The 17,375-nt window shown below is 55.3% G+C and carries 10 protein-coding genes; 4 read left to right on the forward strand and 6 right to left on the reverse strand.

The window, feature by feature from the left end:
• Nucleotides 1–3,104 (reverse strand): beta strand repeat-containing protein (locus tag OSO_RS51365; RefSeq protein ID WP_010585260.1); only part of this gene is annotated, 3,104 nt, incomplete at its 3' end.
• Nucleotides 3,105–3,663: 559 nt separating this feature from the next.
• On the opposite strand from OSO_RS51365, the gene OSO_RS0121905 reads away from it, so the two are divergent.
• A complete protein-coding gene (locus OSO_RS0121905; protein ID WP_010585262.1) occupies nt 3,664–4,467 on the forward strand; it encodes a hypothetical protein in 804 nt (267 codons plus the stop codon).
• A 21-nt stretch (nt 4,468–4,488) separates the two neighbouring features.
• Here the strand turns inward: OSO_RS0121905 and OSO_RS0121910 are convergent, their stop codons facing one another.
• The 3 genes from OSO_RS0121910 to OSO_RS0121925 form a co-directional block, all read right to left on the reverse strand.
• Nucleotides 4,489–6,684 (reverse strand): site-2 protease family protein, encoded by a 2,196-nt coding sequence (locus OSO_RS0121910; protein WP_010585263.1) that lies wholly within the window; start codon nt 6,682–6,684, stop codon nt 4,489–4,491.
• A 271-nt stretch (nt 6,685–6,955) separates the two neighbouring features.
• On the reverse strand, nt 6,956–7,876 hold the full coding sequence (locus OSO_RS0121920) for an efflux RND transporter periplasmic adaptor subunit (RefSeq protein ID WP_029247316.1): 921 nt from the start codon (nt 7,874–7,876) through the stop codon (nt 6,956–6,958).
• Nucleotides 7,877–7,917: 41 nt separating this feature from the next.
• Nucleotides 7,918–9,921, reverse strand: coding sequence for an HlyD family efflux transporter periplasmic adaptor subunit (locus OSO_RS0121925; protein WP_029247317.1), 2,004 nt, complete (start codon nt 9,919–9,921; stop codon nt 7,918–7,920).
• 450 nt (nt 9,922–10,371) lie between these two features.
• On the opposite strand from OSO_RS0121925, the gene OSO_RS44580 reads away from it, so the two are divergent.
• The 3 genes from OSO_RS44580 (at nt 10,372) to OSO_RS48385 (ending at nt 15,801) form a co-directional block, all read left to right on the forward strand.
• A complete protein-coding gene (locus tag OSO_RS44580) occupies nt 10,372–12,495 on the forward strand; it encodes a TolC family protein (protein ID WP_010585266.1) in 2,124 nt (707 codons plus the stop codon).
• Between the two features lie 373 nt (nt 12,496–12,868).
• Nucleotides 12,869–14,851 carry a type VI secretion system Vgr family protein gene (locus OSO_RS0121935; RefSeq protein WP_010585267.1) on the forward strand — a complete coding sequence of 661 codons (1,983 nt, stop codon included), beginning with the start codon at nt 12,869–12,871 and terminating at the stop codon, nt 14,849–14,851.
• A gap of 8 nt (nt 14,852–14,859) precedes the next feature.
• Nucleotides 14,860–15,801 (forward strand): FHA domain-containing protein, encoded by a 942-nt coding sequence (locus tag OSO_RS48385; protein ID WP_157605383.1) that lies wholly within the window; start codon nt 14,860–14,862, stop codon nt 15,799–15,801.
• Here the strand turns inward: OSO_RS48385 and OSO_RS44590 are convergent.
• Complete coding sequence (locus OSO_RS44590) at nt 15,767–16,885, reverse strand: methyltransferase domain-containing protein (RefSeq protein WP_010585269.1); 1,119 nt, start codon at nt 16,883–16,885, stop codon at nt 15,767–15,769. The genes OSO_RS48385 and OSO_RS44590 overlap by 35 nt on opposite strands.
• Nucleotides 16,886–16,890: 5 nt before the next feature.
• Nucleotides 16,891–17,265, reverse strand: coding sequence for a PAAR domain-containing protein (locus OSO_RS0121950; protein ID WP_029247318.1), 375 nt, complete (start codon nt 17,263–17,265; stop codon nt 16,891–16,893).
• Nucleotides 17,266–17,375: the final 110 nt, after the last annotated feature.

Raw genomic sequence — 17,375 nt, forward strand, 5'->3', positions numbered from 1 at the left:
AACTTGAACGAGTGGCTGCCCACTGTCAACGTCGCACCATCCGCCGGCAATGTGCTCCCGTTTGTCGTCGTCTTGTTCGTCGTCCCCGCGTGATTGATCAGTGTCAACAGTTGATTCACACCGGGAGCAGACGCATCCAACGTATTCAAAACCGACAGAGTCGAACCACTCAGATTCAGATTCCCACCCACCGTGAGCTGACTGTAATCCGTACCGGGTGTCGTCCAACCGCTGTTCACCGTGAACTGAATCGTACCGCTCGACGTCAGGTCACCGGTGATCGTCATCAAGCCCGGCTTCATCGTCCCCTGATTCGTCACATCACCAGAAACCGTGCCAGAACCGCTCAGCGTGCCGCTCGCACCAACGATCACGTTACCACTCACGGAACCGTCCAGCTGAAGTGTCCCGGCCGTGACTGTGGTTATGCCACCATACGTGTTCGCGCCCGTCAGGTTCAGGGTTGTGCCCGTCCCGTTGACGACAACCGAAAGTTGCTCGCTGCCATCCGAGATCACACCACTGAATGTTCCTCCACCGGCCACCGTGAGTACGACGGCGGCCCCCGCCGCGGACGAGACCGTGACGCTTCCCGAGCCGTTCAGGCTTCCGATCGTTTCACTCGATTGAAGCGAGAAAGTCCCTGACGAAGCGACCGAGACCGCTCCGGTATTGGCAATCGAACTGCCGCCCGAAACAGCGACGCTTCCTGCCGAGATCGTTGTGGTTCCGGTATAGGTATTACTGCCACTGAGCAAGAGTGTACCAGCACCGTCTTTGGTGAGGCCCGCAGTGCCAAGACTACCGCTAATCACCGCACTTATGGTCAGATCATTGGCTGCGTTTCCATCGGCCACTGTGACCGTTCGCGTGGCGCCGCCCAATGAGAGGTTGCCACTAATCAAAGCCCCGGTTGCACCGGTACCGGTCGAGACGAGCGAGAGATTCCCGAGCAACGTCAGCGTACCGGCTCCCGTCGTGACTGTGGAGCCGCTGGAAGTTCCGCTCTCAAGATTCAGCGCAGCAATCGACTCATTGAATCCTTGCAGGTTCAATTGAGCCGTTGAAGCGATCGCCACAGTCGACGTGTCGGCAATCCGATTGGCGCCGCCGAGCGAAAACTGTCCACTTCCAAAATGGATCGTCCCCGTCCCCGCACTGAGCCCTCCCGCCGCAATTGTCAAACTCGTTCCAACATCACTTACAAAAATATCCGCGTTTCCCGTCGTCGTGGCAGAGATCGAAGACGCGTTAATTCGCAGGGACTGCGTCGCCGAGCCGATTCCGCCTGAGCCAGACTGAATTGCAACATTGCGAGCAACGATATCGTTCGTCGAACTGGTCGCCATCGTGACCGAACCGGTTCCCGATGAACTGAGCGTCACATCACCGGTCGTACCACCGCCGGCCGAGATTCCGTCGGAAACAAAGATCGACCCACCTGTTGTGATCGAGACGGAACCGTTCTGTGACGTCAGGCTACCATCGAACGTCGTATTACCCGTTCCCGCCAGTTGTGTCAGGTTTCCCAAAACTGTCACGTTGTCGTGAAACACGACCTGCTGAGCAGATGAGATCTGCAAACTCGCCAGAGCCGCCCCACCTCCGACGATGCCCGTGACGGACACATCGCCGGATCCCGCATTGATGACTAACGATCTGGCTGTTCCATCGCTATTGATCGTAGAACCGAACGTGACATCTCCGTCAGTGGAAGGGCTAACGTTGTTGGTCGAAATCGTGACATTCGCCCCCAGCGTGACGGCACCTGTAAGGCTGATCGATCCAGCCGAGGCGCCACCGGCGGTGGTCAGGTTTGCGTTAAGGGAAATCGATTCCGCATCGAGCGTGATCGACGATCCGTTTGTGACGAGAAGATCCGACGTGATCAAAATGACATCGTTGCCGTTGCCACCAATGCTGTTGTACCCGTTGATCAGGGTATCGTTACCGCCGTTCCCAATGAGTGTGTCCAGCCCGCCGCCGCCGTCAAGGATGTTGTCGTTGTCATCTCCGATCAATGTATCATTGCCCAACCCCCCGGTGACATTGTCAATCCCGGAGATCGAATTCACATTGGTTGCACTTCCGGTCAACAGATTGACCGTCACTCCGGACGTGTAGGCAGCGTAACTCAACGTATTCGTGCCCGAATCGCCAATCAGATTTCCTGCCGAGATACCATTCGCCAGATTAAAATTATTGACACCGCCGCCACTGTGAATGTCGAACGTGCTGTTCGCATTCAAATTGAATTGATCATCGCCCGAACCGCCTTGCAACGTCTTGAAGCCTGAGAACGCGACATCCACGCTGCCCGAAGAATACGACTGACCGGCTGCGCCGATCGTCCAAACGCTGGTCGCGTCGAGCCCCTGAAAGGTGTTGGTCGCCCCCGATCCGCCGATGATGGTTTCGATGTCTGATGCCGTAAAGCTGATTGAGCCGCCGCCGCTCGCCGTAATCGTGTGAGTCTGCAGATTCGCCGTAATGTTGCTCGACACCCCCGACAGATCCAGTTTGTTGTGAGTACCACTGGTATTCGTCACGGTGTTGGTCGTGAATCCCGTCACAAACACGAAAGTGTCATCCCCCCCGCCGCCACTGATCGTGTTGTGCCCCGAACCGACAGTGATCAGATCAGAAAACGCCGATCCTGTGATTGTGTCGTTCCCGCCACCGCTGTTCACATGGACAGAAATACCGCCGGCATGACTGAAGCCATTCGCCAGAGAAACGCCGCTCAGATTGATCGCGTTCGATGTATTCGCCGCATCATGAACGTTAATGCTGGTGACGTTCGAGGCCAGCAAAAAAACGCCGCCACCAAGATCGATCGGTTTCGTGTTCACGAGAACCTGATGCGTTCCGCTATCGACGGTGATCGCGACGTCGTCCGTCGCATCGATATGCACGGGGTTTGTGAACGTGGTATCGATCGCGATATCCAGCACGCCCCCCGAAAACCCGGCCGAAACGGAGAGGACGCGGCGGTCCTCAAGTTTTCTGACCGATAGCGTGGCAGCGTGATCGAAAGACCGCAGCCGCCCTGAACGGACTGGGCGGGCACCGATCCATTCCCGGAACCACATCGAAAAACTCATTTTTCTCGATCCTTTCCGTGACACGTCCCATGCGACACGTCAAAGGAAACTGTCTGACCAATCATTTCGAGCTTCATGGACAACGAACTTTACTTTAGTCGTTGGGCGACATTGACATGCTGAAAAAATCCACATATCGGCGACCAAATTACGAACTTCGACAAAAACTCATCATGCTTCTTCATGAAGCACAGTCGATTCGCATCGACGTCAATGATCGCATCCAGCCAGATCTGCACTTCGAAACCAGGAAACGAAACCCGGAAACCAGATGTATAATCGATACAACCTGTCCGACCGCGTAACACATCCGAAGTAAGAACCAGATTGTTCAAAAAAGTGTAGTTTCGTCGCGTACGTGAAGTCCAGCACTTCGCCGCCGATCTCCGTGAATTCCCGCCCAAGCAGGGTTCCACTGGCAAAATCTGGCAAGCACATCCGATGGCGACGATTCCAACGGGCGAAAGCGACATCATCATCGCGTTGGGCATCATCGACCGAATACAGAACTGCCACGGAAGGTGATTCGTTTGTCGCATTCACGCGAACGCGACGGCTCATGGCGGCAAACTGCGCGGCATTTTCGACGTTTGGGAGCAGCCCGGCCCCCGAGATGTCAGCAGGTTACGACGTGACAGCAAACCAGGGTCGGTTAAGAGAGCGAATCGTGTTGATTCATCCCGCCAAAAATGCCTGTATTCTGAATACCTGTCGCGGGCTGTTTCTCGTCCTGGCTGCGGTCAATCTGTTTGGTGGCTATGCATGGTCGGAAGAGCCGCAACGTGATAATCCGATTCCGCCGTCCCCCCGCTCCATCCCAGCCACAGCAAGTTCCAAGCTGGGTTCCAATACCGACAAGCATTGGCAGGATCGCCCCCTGACGAGCCTGCACGCATCGATCAAACATCCTAAGGGTGACCTGCCAGCCAACTCCGCGGGCCCGATTCTGGCGAGTTTTGGAGTCTTCTTCGACTCGATTGACGACGACCGTCCTTGGCTTGTGGCGAACGATTTCGAATGGGATGCACCGGCGACCAGAAACTTGCCTCTCTTCTTCGAAGAACCGAATCTCGAGCGGTTGGGATACACATACCGTTGGTACTGCGATCCTTTGGGCTACGAAAGTGGTCCGTATGTGGGTGAAGTGGTGCAACCCGTCGTTTCGGCGGTGCATTTCTTCGGACGCATCCCGTTTGTCCCGTACATTTGCGGTGTCGAACCGCCTCTTGCGCCAATCTATACCCTGGGCGTTGACCGCCCGGGAAGCCCGGTTGTCAGCCGCGAACAATTGATTCCAATTAGCCTTCGCGGAGCGATTTACCAAGTGGGGGCGGTCTGCGGTCTGGTGTTTTCGATCCCATAGCCGCTGGAACCAACCGTTGATTCAAATTGGGAATGTCTGATCGAACCATCGCATCAGGCGACGAAACAACGATTGAGGCTCGACAAGGATTTTTGCGGTCCCCGCTGCTCCGTGCAGCAGAGGTGTGGAGGCTTGATCGAGCTTGACTCGAGCCTGGTACCAGATCCCAACGGGGCGCGCGGAACCCGTCAACGTCCCCCGCGCGGGAAGATTGAGCCGGATCGCCGCCTCGCGACTTAATGTGTCGAGATCAAATCCGGCCAGTTCAATGATTTCACCCCCTTGAATCTCGCCCGATAACTCATTCCAGAGAAGTCGAACGCGTTGCCCGACGCGAACCAGATTGATGTCATCCTGATTGACCATCAGCACGGCCGCTCGGCTCGAATCATCGCCGATCGAACAGAGTGGGGTCCCCGTCCTCAAATAACAACCGCGATTCCGCTCATCCAACGGTGATCCCAACGCATGTGACAATGAACCAGACTTAGCAAGCGGACGCTGATGGGTCGCAGACAGAACGGTGCCTGCCCGAGGGGCACGAACCACCAGTCGCTCGGCATCACGTTGCCGCTGAGAAAGCTGCTGCTCAAGGTCACGCACGACTTCTCGTACTGTTGGTATCGACTGAGCCACGTTTGGCTCGCTCACGCGTCGCCGCTCAAGTTGATCAAGGCGTGCCTTCTGTTGATTCAATTCGCCTTGCAGGTGGGTCAGCTCGACCTGGATCGCGGGATCATCAAGGCGTGCCAGAACTTGATCGCGTTCCACTCGCTCGCCAATCCGAACCGCGTCAATTAGAGTCCCCGAGAACGTCACATAGACACGATAAACGTCGCTGTCTTCCGCCAACGCCCCTGCACCGACTCGACTTGGCAGCGGAAGATTCAGTAATACAACGAGCGCCGCTAGCGTCGCGATACCTCGCATACAAAAACGCCCCCACTTGATTCGGGACGTGTTGGCGGGCGCTCTAAGGAACCGGATCGTGGTCATCAGTGGGGTGAGAACCATCGTGCCCAGCAAGAACACCGAAAAAGCGGTTACGAGCACCCCAAGCCCCATGGGTGCCAGCCAGCGATTTAGACCCCACAGAATGGCAACCGTCAGGATGACACGATAAAGCAGTGACGCAATTCCATAGGCGAACAACCCGGTCTGCCAGCGTGAGGACAACTCTGCTCCTTCGGATACGTCGAAACCGCAATACGTTTTGGTCAACGCGACACGCAATTTCGATATCGACTGCTGCTGCAGATTGGGAATTTCAAGCCAGTCAGAGAGCGCAAAATAGCCATCGTACCGAAGGAGTGGATTCCCATTGAGAAGAGCCGTGCTGAGACCGCAGAGCACGACGAGATTAAGACAGACCGAGTGGAACAGCCCGGGAGCACTAAACCACCACAAAAACGTGCAGACTGCTGCGATGACGGCTTCGATCCAAATTCCGGCTAGACTGACCGCAATCCGCTTCCACTTGTCTTTGATCATCCAGATGTCACTGACGTTGCAATAGAGCGTTGGCGTGAAGACAAGCAGCATGACGCCCATTTCGTGGCATTCGCCCCCGAAACGCTTGCATGTTAGCCCGTGGCCAAATTCGTGGAGCACTTTGACAGCAGCCAGGAGCGCACCGAGTGAAACAAGATTGGGAAGACTGACGAACGCCTGGGCATCGGGTAGCCGCGCAATCAGTTCGTCGAAATGGACGGCAACAAGAGTCACCGCACAACAAATAAGAATCAGGCCCAGCGCAACAACCGGTGCCGTGAACAACCATCCACACCATCGCAAGAGCGTGGTCAAGAATCGATCCGGATCAATTCCTCGAAATCGAACAGCCAGAATGTTTGAAAGCATCGCCCAGCGCTGTCGCGATCTTTTGGATTTCTGTTTGGCGACGAGCGAACGTCCGTAGCCCGGCGCATCCGCGATGACGAGATTCTGTGAAACGAGTTGTCCTAAAAATCCGTGCAGCTCGGCGACAGATAGCGTACGCGGCCGAAAGTGCGCATGAAACGAACGGCAGACATCGTCATCGGTCTGCTTGCCATCGAGGTAATTCAGAACAAAGAACGCTTCGTCGGACATCTCGAAATAGGACAGCGTCAGTGGGTCCTTAATCCCCCATGCCAATCGCCCATCGAATTCCAGCGACGCGGACTGCAGGTCCGGTCGCATTCGCCAAGGCAGGACTTTCGACGGAACTTGTGACATTCGGTGAATTCAATGTTGGGAAGACGGCTTAACACAGGGAATCAGGTTCATCAAACAAATCTTCAACCGACACGCGGAACGAAAAAGCAGGCAAACACGATCGCGACGGCTGCCGCGACGATTGCGTCGCGACCACAATATCGGGTTGCATACCACTCCTGAAGAGTCGTTGGAAACGCTGCGGCGGTCCGATTTCTCCTGTTCCACAAAGTGCCGCTTGAACCCAAAACATGTCAGCATTGACCGCTAAAATCGAGTTCAGAAATCAGTCCTACGGAGATTTCTTGTCTGTCGGTGTGGCAGTCGAATCGGTGATGACGGGTTTTGATAGCGTCGCGGGACCAATCATGAGCGTTCCGGATTCCCCCGGACGCAAACTCAGGCTGTCGTTTTCGATCTCGGCCCAAATTCTCACCTGACCATTCACCGGATCAATTTCGGGACTGACAAACACCAGCGTCCCGGTGTATTTGATTGCGGATTTGCCCGAATCACTCATGACCAGTTTGACCGGACGTCCGACCAGATTTGCGGGCAGCTTTCCCGAGGCGACGAAGGCTTCGGCGCGAAGGCGATTTAAGCGAATCAAACGCATCACAGGCATGCCGGGCTCAACCCATTCTCCATGCTGCTTTTTCCATTGAACGACCATCCCTGGGAAGGGGGCGATGATCGTACGCCGCTCTAGTGCGAGAATCGCGCGCGCCAATTCCTGCTGTTTGATTTGAAGCGACAACTTTGCCTGCAATTGATCCACTTCCGCTTGTTCGACTTCCAGGACCGACTTGTCCGCAAGCAGCTTCAAACGATCAATTTCGGACTGCGAAACGCTTTTGGGAAACTTGACGTTTGATTCTTTTGCACGTGTCAGTTCAGCATTGGCGACGGCCACAGACAATCGGGCGAAGCGGACTCGGACATCGTTGTCAGCAAAGGAACGGGCAACTTTTAACTCCGTCTCGGACCGATCACAGATCAATTTCGCATCGCGATCGTCGATCTTGGCAAGCGGTTTACCCTCTGCCACCGTTTCACCTTCCTTGACGGTCAGCAGGCTCAATAGCCCGGTCTCGCTGGCGGACACGTCGGCATGCTCGATCAAAGTCAGCAGCACCGATTCGACTCGAATTTCGTCAACGGGATCGGCACTACACATTAAGAGACCTAACAGGCATCCGGCAGTGAGCGACATAACAGAACCCCTCGTTCATTCAGGCAATTGGCCAATTAAACCTAAAACAAGATTCGCGTACGGACGGCATCGATCAAATCACGAAGCCAAACGTATCCGAGCGACTTTCGGCCACAATGGATTCGCGGGAACACCGTCGCACCGGAACGGAGTTGTTCGGCTTGTCCGGTATCGACGGCAATGACCAGCCGGACATGTCCTCGTGACGTATCGTCGTACTCAGAGCTCAACGACATTTCCTGAACATGTCCGTGATAGGTTTTGCCTGGCTCCGCCGCCAGCATGAAATCCACTGGAAGGTCAGAGCTTTGTTCTTGTCTCGCCCGCAGGAGATGGCCGACGTTCTTATCCGCCACGCGAGCCTCGACGATCCATGGCCCAGAGGTGTCACCAATCATCAGCAGCGATTGTCCACGTTCCACTGGCCGAGCGGAAAGATGCTGTTCAACGTCCCACGTAAGTACCTTTCCTGCGATTGGACTACGCAGCGTCAGTGCTTCAACTCGTTTTTCAACCAGCAGCCGCTGGCGTTCCAGCGTCCGCAGACGCTCTTTAAGCTCTTCCTCATCCGCGGTCAGTTGCCGCGACCGCCCCACAACGTCAGGTGTGGTCCCGCCAGACAATCGAGCCGCTTGAACCCCTTTCAACCGTTCGCTGACTGTTGCAATTTCACCATTGATCCGAGGTGTGTCAGACTCGAGAGCGGGATCACGAAGCACGATTAAAGGTTGCCCCTGTATTACATCCGCGCCGTGCCCGACAAGAATTTGGTCAACAATTCCGGTCGAACTGGCGAACACTTCGCGCCGCTGGGCGGGCCACAGGTCAGCAGAACCTTCGACGGTGAAATCGACTGGGATCAAGACCAACCCAGCAGTGAGACCTGCGACTAGGACCGCGATGATCAAAGTCGATACGCGAAATACGGCCCCCGGCCATCGCTTGAGACGCTGCCACTGCGCAAGCCACGGAATCTCGCTACGCTCGATCGCCGCGCGCAGCGCCGAACTGCCACGATTGACCATTAACTCAGACTGTGACCGCGATCCTGCCGAGGGACGAGTGGACTGGAACTGATCAAACACAATCATCGCCACAGGCGATGGACAATCGATCCCGTCAAAATCTACGGCGACGGGAACAAACCCCACCTCTGTTCCGCCGGAATTGCGCAAATAGCGTTGCAGACTTTCATCCGCCGCTGCATCGCTACGATTTCCACTTCCATCACTTGAGCTACGGTGCCAAATGGGCTTCCGAAAATGCGCCGCCCATCGCGCCATCGATTCCAGGTCACGCGTCGCACTCGACCGGGGCTCGATGCGTTCCACGCCACTGACCGCCGCCAGTCGGTAGGAATTGCCGTGCCGAATCAGGACACTAACACGATCCGATTCTGCGAGCAGCCGTCCATCATTGGCGATCGTAGCGCAAACCGAATTGAGATCGAGCGATTGCGACAATCGGTGCGCGAATTGGTCCCACTTCAGCCAGACCGCCCTGGATCGACGGAGTTGCTGAAGTTCCTGAAGCGCAAGAAAGTCAGCGGCAATCTCGCACAGCATCGCGAAGAACTGCACGGTCTCAGCAGGAAGTTCGCCGGGCCCCAGCGGACCAAGTTCGGTTTCCAGAACGCCGACGGATTGATTGGCGTGTCGAATGGGGACAAGCACATGCGTCGATTCTGCCGGTGGATGACCTGAAGCAGATGCCGGTGGCCCAGCCACAAAGTTCACACGCCGCGGGCGTTCCTCTTTTGATACCTCCGTCAGCAATGTTTGCCTTTTGACAATAGAAGCCTCGTCACGAGCAGTTCCTGTCGGCATTTCGCCCGCAAGCTGCCATCCAGAGTCAATGGATTGGGTCCACAGCCTTGCATTTCGAGCGCCGCCCGCCTCGATCGCGGTTCGAAGAATCTCGGCAAAAAACGCACCCGGATCTCCGTTGGTCCGAGCGAGTTCGGCCAAATGATCGATCATCCGCTCCATCTGCAATTGCGGTGGACGGGTATCTGACTTCGGAGAATGTGGCAACTCAGCACGCATGGGGCACACTATACAGGATCACCACGGCTTGAAATAAGGGCGACAGGCCAATCACCGGGTTGAATGCGACGATGCTCGCGATGCGGGACAATGCCAACAACGGCAACAGAACCGATCCCACATCCAGGTCGCCCTGTAGTCGTAAACCGCCCTGACTAGCAGGTCGGTTTGTACAGGGCCTCGAAAATCGACTTGGCCGTAAGATGGGCAACTTAGCAAAAGTTCTACGGCCTCGACCTGATGGGTTGTGTCGAAAGGGGTGCTGCTGCTGGATAATTCACTTTTGTCACCCGTAACGGTTGTCGATGTCTGATCCGTTCGCACGGACTGTCCATGCGCATTGAGATCAAGATCGTAAAGCCGACGCGGTCCAAACCGGCAATCCATGCCGCAGCGACCCGACGGCGAGCGGAATCATTTAGATCAGTATTTCGATGAGATAACTGAACGATGCGCGGAGTGACCTCAGTTTTGGGACTGATGGGGATGACGACGGTTGTCATCTGTGGGTGCCTGCGCCATGCAGTCACTCCACCGCCTGCGGCACGGAATATCGACAATGGACACTATCACAAACTCGCCAAAGAGATCGAGTACCCCGACCATGCTCCGGTCGACGACGAATCGCTCACCACGACAGTGGAACCGATGTCTCTGACGAGCCCTGATTCTTCGGGCTACTGTGACATGACACTCGAAGAGGTCATGAATCTGGCGCTGGCAAATTCGTCCGTGCTTCGAGATTTGGGGGGGACAGTACTGCGCGCCCCCGACAGCTCCAAATCGAAAAAAGATCCGTCGCTCATCGAATCCGATCCCCGGTATGGAATCGAAGCAGCGTTGGCCGCGTTTGACGCGAATTTCACGTCAAGCTTCTCGTATGAGAAGAACGATCGCGCCCTGAACAATATCTTTTTCGGCGGTGGGACGCGTCTGTTCAATCAAGAATTCGCGACGCTGCAGACTCAGGTTGCAAAGACCGCCGCAACGGGAACTCAATTTGCGTTCCGAAACTATACGCAGTACGACGCGAACAACGCGCCAGGTAATGCCTTTCCAGGTGCGTATACCACCTGGTACGACTTGGAAGCGCGACAACCATTGCTGAAGGGGGCTGGCGTCAACTTCAATCGACTGGCTGGCCCGAACGCTCAGCCCGGCTTCATCAACGGAGTACTGATTGCGAGAATCAACTCGGACATCTCGTTGGCCGATTTCGAATTGGGTGTTCGTAACTTCGCCAGCGATGTCGAGAACGCGTACTGGGACCTCTATTTCGCTTATCGTGATCTGGACGCGAAAGTCTCGGCTCGCGACGCGGCACTAGAAACCTGGCGACGAATTCACGCACTCTACGAACGGGGGCGTCGTGGTGGCGAGGCAGAAAAAGAGGCTCAGGCACGTGAGCAATACTTCCGTTTCGAAGAAGAAGCACAGAACTCTCTGCATGGCCGTCTCATCGATGGCACGCGCACGTTCAACGGTAGCACTGGTGGCACCTTTCGTGGAACGGGCGGAATTTACGTTGTTGAGCGCCGCCTAAGATTGCTTGCAGGATTGCCAATCAACGACGGCCGCTTGATCCGTCCCGCCGACGAACCAACCCACGCCAAGGTCGAATTCAACTGGGAAGCAACGCTCATCGAAGGACTGACCCGCCGCTCGGAACTTCGAAGACAGAAATGGCAGATCAAAAAACGCGAAGCGGAACTCGAAGCGAACAAGAATTTCTTGAAACCACAACTCGATCTGACAGGACGCTATCGCTTCCGTGGGTTCGGGCAGGATCTATTTCCCGGTAGTGGATCGGGGCCATTCAACAACGCCACGGACGACCTGTTGAGCGGGAAATTTCAAGAGTGGCAAGCGGGATTCGAGCTTTCGTTCCCGATCGGCTTCCGACAGGCATATTCGGCCATTCGCCATGCCGAGCTTCAACTGGCACGTGAACGCGTCGTACTGCGCGAGCAGGAACGTGCTGTCGTTTATGACTTGAGCAACGCCATCGCAGAGACCGCACGCGCATTTGCACTCGTCGAAACGAACTTAAATCGACGGATGGCCGCCGCTGAGCAAGTCGCCGCAGTTGAAACCGCCTACGAGAACGACAATGCTTCGCTTGATTCGTTACTCGACGCCCAGCGTCGCCTGTCTGACGCACAAATTGCCTATTATCGTTCGCGCGTCGAATATCAATTGTCCGTGAAGAACGTCCAGTTCGAGCGTGGAACGCTGCTCGATTACAACGAGATTTATCTGAGCGAAGGCGCCTGGCCACGCAAGGCGTATGATGACGCGGAAGTGCGCGAATCACTGAAGGGGGATGCTCGTCGCTATACCACCTTCGAAAAGCTCAATCCCTGGGTCAGTCGCCCCGCATTTCCACGAGTGATCGTTCCATCGGGCGCGATTCTGGACTCACAGACCAGTGGGGACGAAGAATCTTCCGAGCCAGCTCCACTACAGGATCAGTATGATTCGATGGATTCCGATTCGTCAGATTCCGATCCAATTGAAGCGGACCCCGGCGACGACGGCAGACTTGATCCGGACGCCTTTGGAGCGACACCCTAGCCCTCTGACGGCGTGAAGGATTTATTCGGCGGTCGTCGACCGAATCACAGACTCACGCAAGGCCACAAAGTCGTCTTTCAGCAGACTTGTGCGGCTAGATTCTCTCTGGTATGAGACCAAACACAAATTCTTGATACACAAATATTCGTGCAGACTGTTGAATGACTGGGGTGATGTTAGACTTCGCGAGGACCGCTTGAGTTGGTCTCGAGGAATTCACATCCACAACCTTCAAGAGACTGCTCACAAAGCCGACCCGTCCGACGATTGCCAGGCGAGACCGCGTTTATGACTGCAGACGACCACGCCACTTAACGTCGCCCTCTGTTCAGATTGGCAACTGTCCTGACATCACTGCAAACTGGATATTTTTATGGCGATCAATCGAGTGTCGTTCACGATTCCCGGCGGCGACGATTTGACACTTCGTCGGGTGACAACGATTGAGCAATTAGGCCGTCCTTTCGAATATCATGTCGAACTGCTCAGCCAGTCGAACACCCTGACCTACGAAGATTTTTTGGGGCAGTCGGCCACGATCAGCTATGAGTTGCCACGGGGTGGCACCCGTTACTTCAACGGGATCGTCGCGAGCTTCGGACAAACCTCGATTGATGGAGGTACGCACGTATTCCGGGCCATACTTCGTCCGTGGTTCTGGCTGATGTCAAGGACGTCCGACTGCCGCATTTTTCAGAACCTCTCGGTCCCCGATATCTTCGAACAAGTCTGTAGTGATTTGGGGTTCGTCGATCGCAAGAACAGCCTGACAGGAACATACGTCGCGAGAAAGTTCTGCTGCCAGTATAGGGAATCCGCCTTTCAATTCCTGAGCCGCCTGTTTGAGGAAGAGGGGATCTATTACTTTTTCAAGCATGAATCAGGCAAGCACACGTTGACATTGTGTGATGGGGCAAGTGCCCACGAGTCCTTCGCCAATTATGAAGATCTGCCATTTGCCCCGATGAAGCTTCACGAAGAGCGGGTCGATTCATGGAACCCTGCACTCGAACTTCAACCGGTCAAACACGTTTTGCGGGATTTCGACTTTCAAAACCCCACCGCGGACTTGAGCGCCATCCTAAACACGTCACGCAGTCATCAACACGCCAACCTCGAAGTATATGACTATCCCGGACGTTATTACACGACTGACATTGGCAACAATTTCGTCACAGTGAGAAACGACGAGGCTCAAGCTCAGTTTCTAAGAATTAACGCGACATGTGATACGTGTGCAATCAACCCGGGTTACTTGTTGAAGTTGACCGATCATCCCCGTGATGATCAGAACACGGACTATTTGATCGTTTCAGCGAAACACGATTTCGTGAATCCAGATGTCGTCCCCGGCGTGGAGCATCACAGCGATTTTGTCGTGATTCCGAAAACGCAAACCTTCCGTTCGCAACGCACCACGCCCAAACCGGTCATCTCGGGACTTCAAACTGCCATCGTGACAGGCAAGTCGGGAGAAGAGATCTGGACCGACGAATATGGGCGTGTGAAGGTACAGTTTCATTGGGATCGAGTGGGACAATCTGACGAGAATAGTTCATGTTGGATTCGCGTGGCGCAATCGTGGGCCGGTAAGAAATGGGGCAGCCAATTCTTGCCGCGAATCGGACAAGAAGTTGTGGTTGAATTCGTTGAAGGAGACCCCGATCGTCCATTAATTACCGGAAGTGTCTACAACGCTAATCAACCCGTTCCGTACGAGCTGCCCGCCAATGCAACCCAAAGCGGGGTGAAAACGCGTAGCTCGAAAACCGGCGATGAACAAACGTTCAATGAGCTGCGATTCGAGGATAAGAAAGAGAGCGAACTTGTCTATTTCCATGCTCAGAAGGACTTTCAACGCGTTGTCGAGAACAACGATTCGTTGACAGTCGGGCTGGAAACAAAAGACCCTGGCGATCAGACAATTCAGATTCACAATCACCGCACGGTGACCCTGGACGAAGGTAACGATACGCTTCTGGTCAAAAAGGGAAAGCGCGAGGGGACGATCAGCGAAGGGGACGACCTTCTTACGGTCTCAAAAGGCAAGCAAGAGGTCACGATTTCAGAAGGAAATCAGATCCTCACCGTGTCGCAAGGCAATCAGACCATCACGGTATCTCAGGGAGATCAATCTGTCACGATCACTGCGGGAAGTTCGACGACAGAGGCGGGTACAGCGATCGAACTGAAGGTCGGTGGGAACTCAATCAAAATCGATTCGAGTGGCATCACGATCAAGGGTACGAAGATCTCGATTGAAGGGGTCGCCAAAACGGATATTAAGGCTCCTAAAGTCTCCGTCACGGCGGATGGCGATCTGACGCTGATGGGCAGCATGACAAAAATCAATTGAGGTGTATTTTGGGTATCACGCTCAGCGTAGTAACCGGTGCGTCAGCAGGCCGTAAAGTGCGCCTGTCCACGGGGCAGACGGCACGCTTCGGCCGAACAGAATGGGCCGATTACTCATTCCCGCATGATCGTTCGATGAGTGACGTTCATTTCATCGTCGAATGCAATCACGACCATTGCCTGGTGCGTGACCTGGGAAGCGAATCAGGGACCTTCGTCGGCGACGCTCAGGTCACAGAAGTCAGGCTTCACACCAGCGATCAGATCAAGGCCGGCGCCACGGTGTTTTCCGTTGTCGTCGACGGTGAATCCATTCCAAATCGAATCGAATCGAGTACGGCAACAGTCGAGACAGTTGACTCAACTTTGACGAGCGCCGCACCAGTCCCGCCGCCAACGTTAGTTGAGATTTGCGAGTACGTGAAGTTGGACGCAACGGCGCTTGAACTCGCCAAGGGCCGCACAATCGCGCCGCTGGAATTTGTGAGTGTCCTCGCCCACGAACGCCAGTTCATGTCCGCACTGCGATTGATGGCACATCAGCTACAACGGCGTGAGGCCGTATGGTGGGGTTCGCTTTGCACACGAGAAAGCGTAGGAAGTGCCTTGTCACCGAAGGACGTCGCGGCACTTGATGCCGCCGAGCAATGGGTCAAAACCGGCGAAGAAGCGGATCGCAGGAAAGCGCATGATGCAGCAGAGTTAACCAAGTACGAGACGGCGGCTGGATGGGTCGCTGAAGCGGCATTTTGGGCGGATGGAAGTCTCTCCCCCATCGGATTCGATGATGTGATCTCTGACGAGCGGCTGACCGGACAAGCCATCACAGGTGCGCTATTAATGGCGGCGGTGCAAGTTTCGCCGCTGAAAGCACAAGCGAACTACTCGCGTTATCTGGCGATCGCTCAGGATGTGCTCAATGGGAAATTGGCGGCTCCGAAGAAGAAATAGCCAGAACGGATTCTCGTTTTTGTGCGATCGTCAGACTGAGACGATACGACATACTGGCTCGATCGTGCAGCCTGACCTGCCATGGAAGCGAGTCCCGTTCTTCGATCACGTCCATCTCTGGTATCTGACCCGGCGCCCCCTCCGTAAACAATTTACGAACCGCGTTCTCTGACGCCCCTCGTTCGACCGCGCGCTGTGAATGCCCACCGAGCCAACCTTCTACATTTGTTGCCGCAGGGGACCAGTCAAATGGTGTGGTGAGGATCAGCTTTCCACCGGGGTTCAGCAGTCCCGATGCAGAATGCAGAAACTCGGCAGGTGCGGACACGCAATCAAGGACATTTAGAGCAACGGCAATTGAAAACGATTGCCGCGAAAAGGGAAGTGCAAGCAGGTCGCAGGCCCAAAAATCGACCTGATGTGCGTGGGACGAGACATAGGCGAACTCTCGGCGATCATAAACAACACCGACACGCCGCCGCGGATAGCTCACGCGTCCGGTTCTCAAGATGCTTGACGCCAACTGCAGCATCGAAAAATTCAGGTCGACACCCAGCGCGAGCTGATCGTGGTGCTCAGCCAGTTCGAATGTGGTTCGGCCCACAGAACACCCCATGTCGATCACGGGCCCTGAAGGCAACGGCCCCGCAAGCTGAAGCGACTCGGCGAGATTTCGTACAATTGAGCCCGAAGATGTCGTTGACGGCGCGTCCGCGAGATCGTAATCACCGTAATGATCCCAGGAATAAGCGCTCAGCAATTGTCTTCGAACATCGAAAGCGGATCCCGGTCCACTGCAGTCGCCAAGCAGGCTTTCCAACTCTTCGGATAAGTCGGATCGCATCAACGCTGGAAGAACATTGTCGGACACATATGCCCGCAACGGCCCCACGATAATGGGAATCCCATCGAGAATCGGAAATTCTCGCTGACAGTCCGTACACGGACAAAGCAAGATTCCCTCAAGAATATCTTCAGCCGTTTCTCGAATCGCCTGAGAGATCACGAGCGGCTGGTCTCCGCGAGATTCCGTTCGGCAAACAGGACAAACCGGCCGCAGTGCCTGAAAGTGCTTGAGGCGCAAGTTACTCAGCCCCCAATCATGACCGTCGGGCAGCCGGGAGGGAGTATGTTCCCGGCAGGCCCCGGGATCACGGCCATGCAGGCGGAGTGCTGAGTCATGTCGCCCACACGCGCGGCCGGCAATCCACCAATCATAACAGTCCCCGAAGCAAGTTGAACCATCCCCGGACCGCCGGGGGCACATCCAGCCAGGGCACACGGCGCCGTCATATCTGTCTTGCGAGCTGCCGGTTTGCCACCGATTAGCACGTTCACCTGCCCCTTAATAATGGCCAGAGGCATGGGCGGGTGTGGAACGGGATTGATGGGATGCATCGGGGCATGGCAATGCGGACCACTCTGGATCACGAGATCGCCGAGTCTTGCTGCAGGTTTTCCCACGCCGTTCTCACCTATTTCGATCAAAAAAAAGGATTCGGCCCGAACTGGTGAATCAATGCCAGATTTCGACCGAAAATCCGTTTAGACCTGTACAATCGCGTCACTCTGGT

This window comes from Schlesneria paludicola DSM 18645 (assembly GCF_000255655.1).
GTDB classification, from domain to species: domain Bacteria; phylum Planctomycetota; class Planctomycetia; order Planctomycetales; family Planctomycetaceae; genus Schlesneria; species Schlesneria paludicola.

Bases quoted from the DNA above. Each gene is read 5' to 3' on its own strand.
- OSO_RS0121905 (WP_010585262.1), top strand. From the start codon at position 3,664: ATGGCGGCAAACTGCGCGGCATTTTCGACGTTTGGGAGCAGCCCGGCC.
- OSO_RS0121910 (WP_010585263.1), bottom strand. From the start codon at position 6,684: ATGTCACAAGTTCCGTCGAAAGTCCTGCCTTGGCGAATGCGACCGGAC.
- OSO_RS0121920 (WP_029247316.1), bottom strand. From the start codon at position 7,876: ATGTCGCTCACTGCCGGATGCCTGTTAGGTCTCTTAATGTGTAGTGCC.
- OSO_RS0121925 (WP_029247317.1), bottom strand. From the start codon at position 9,921: ATGCGTGCTGAGTTGCCACATTCTCCGAAGTCAGATACCCGTCCACCG.
- OSO_RS44580 (WP_010585266.1), top strand. From the start codon at position 10,372: ATGCGCGGAGTGACCTCAGTTTTGGGACTGATGGGGATGACGACGGTT.
- OSO_RS0121935 (WP_010585267.1), top strand. From the start codon at position 12,869: ATGGCGATCAATCGAGTGTCGTTCACGATTCCCGGCGGCGACGATTTG.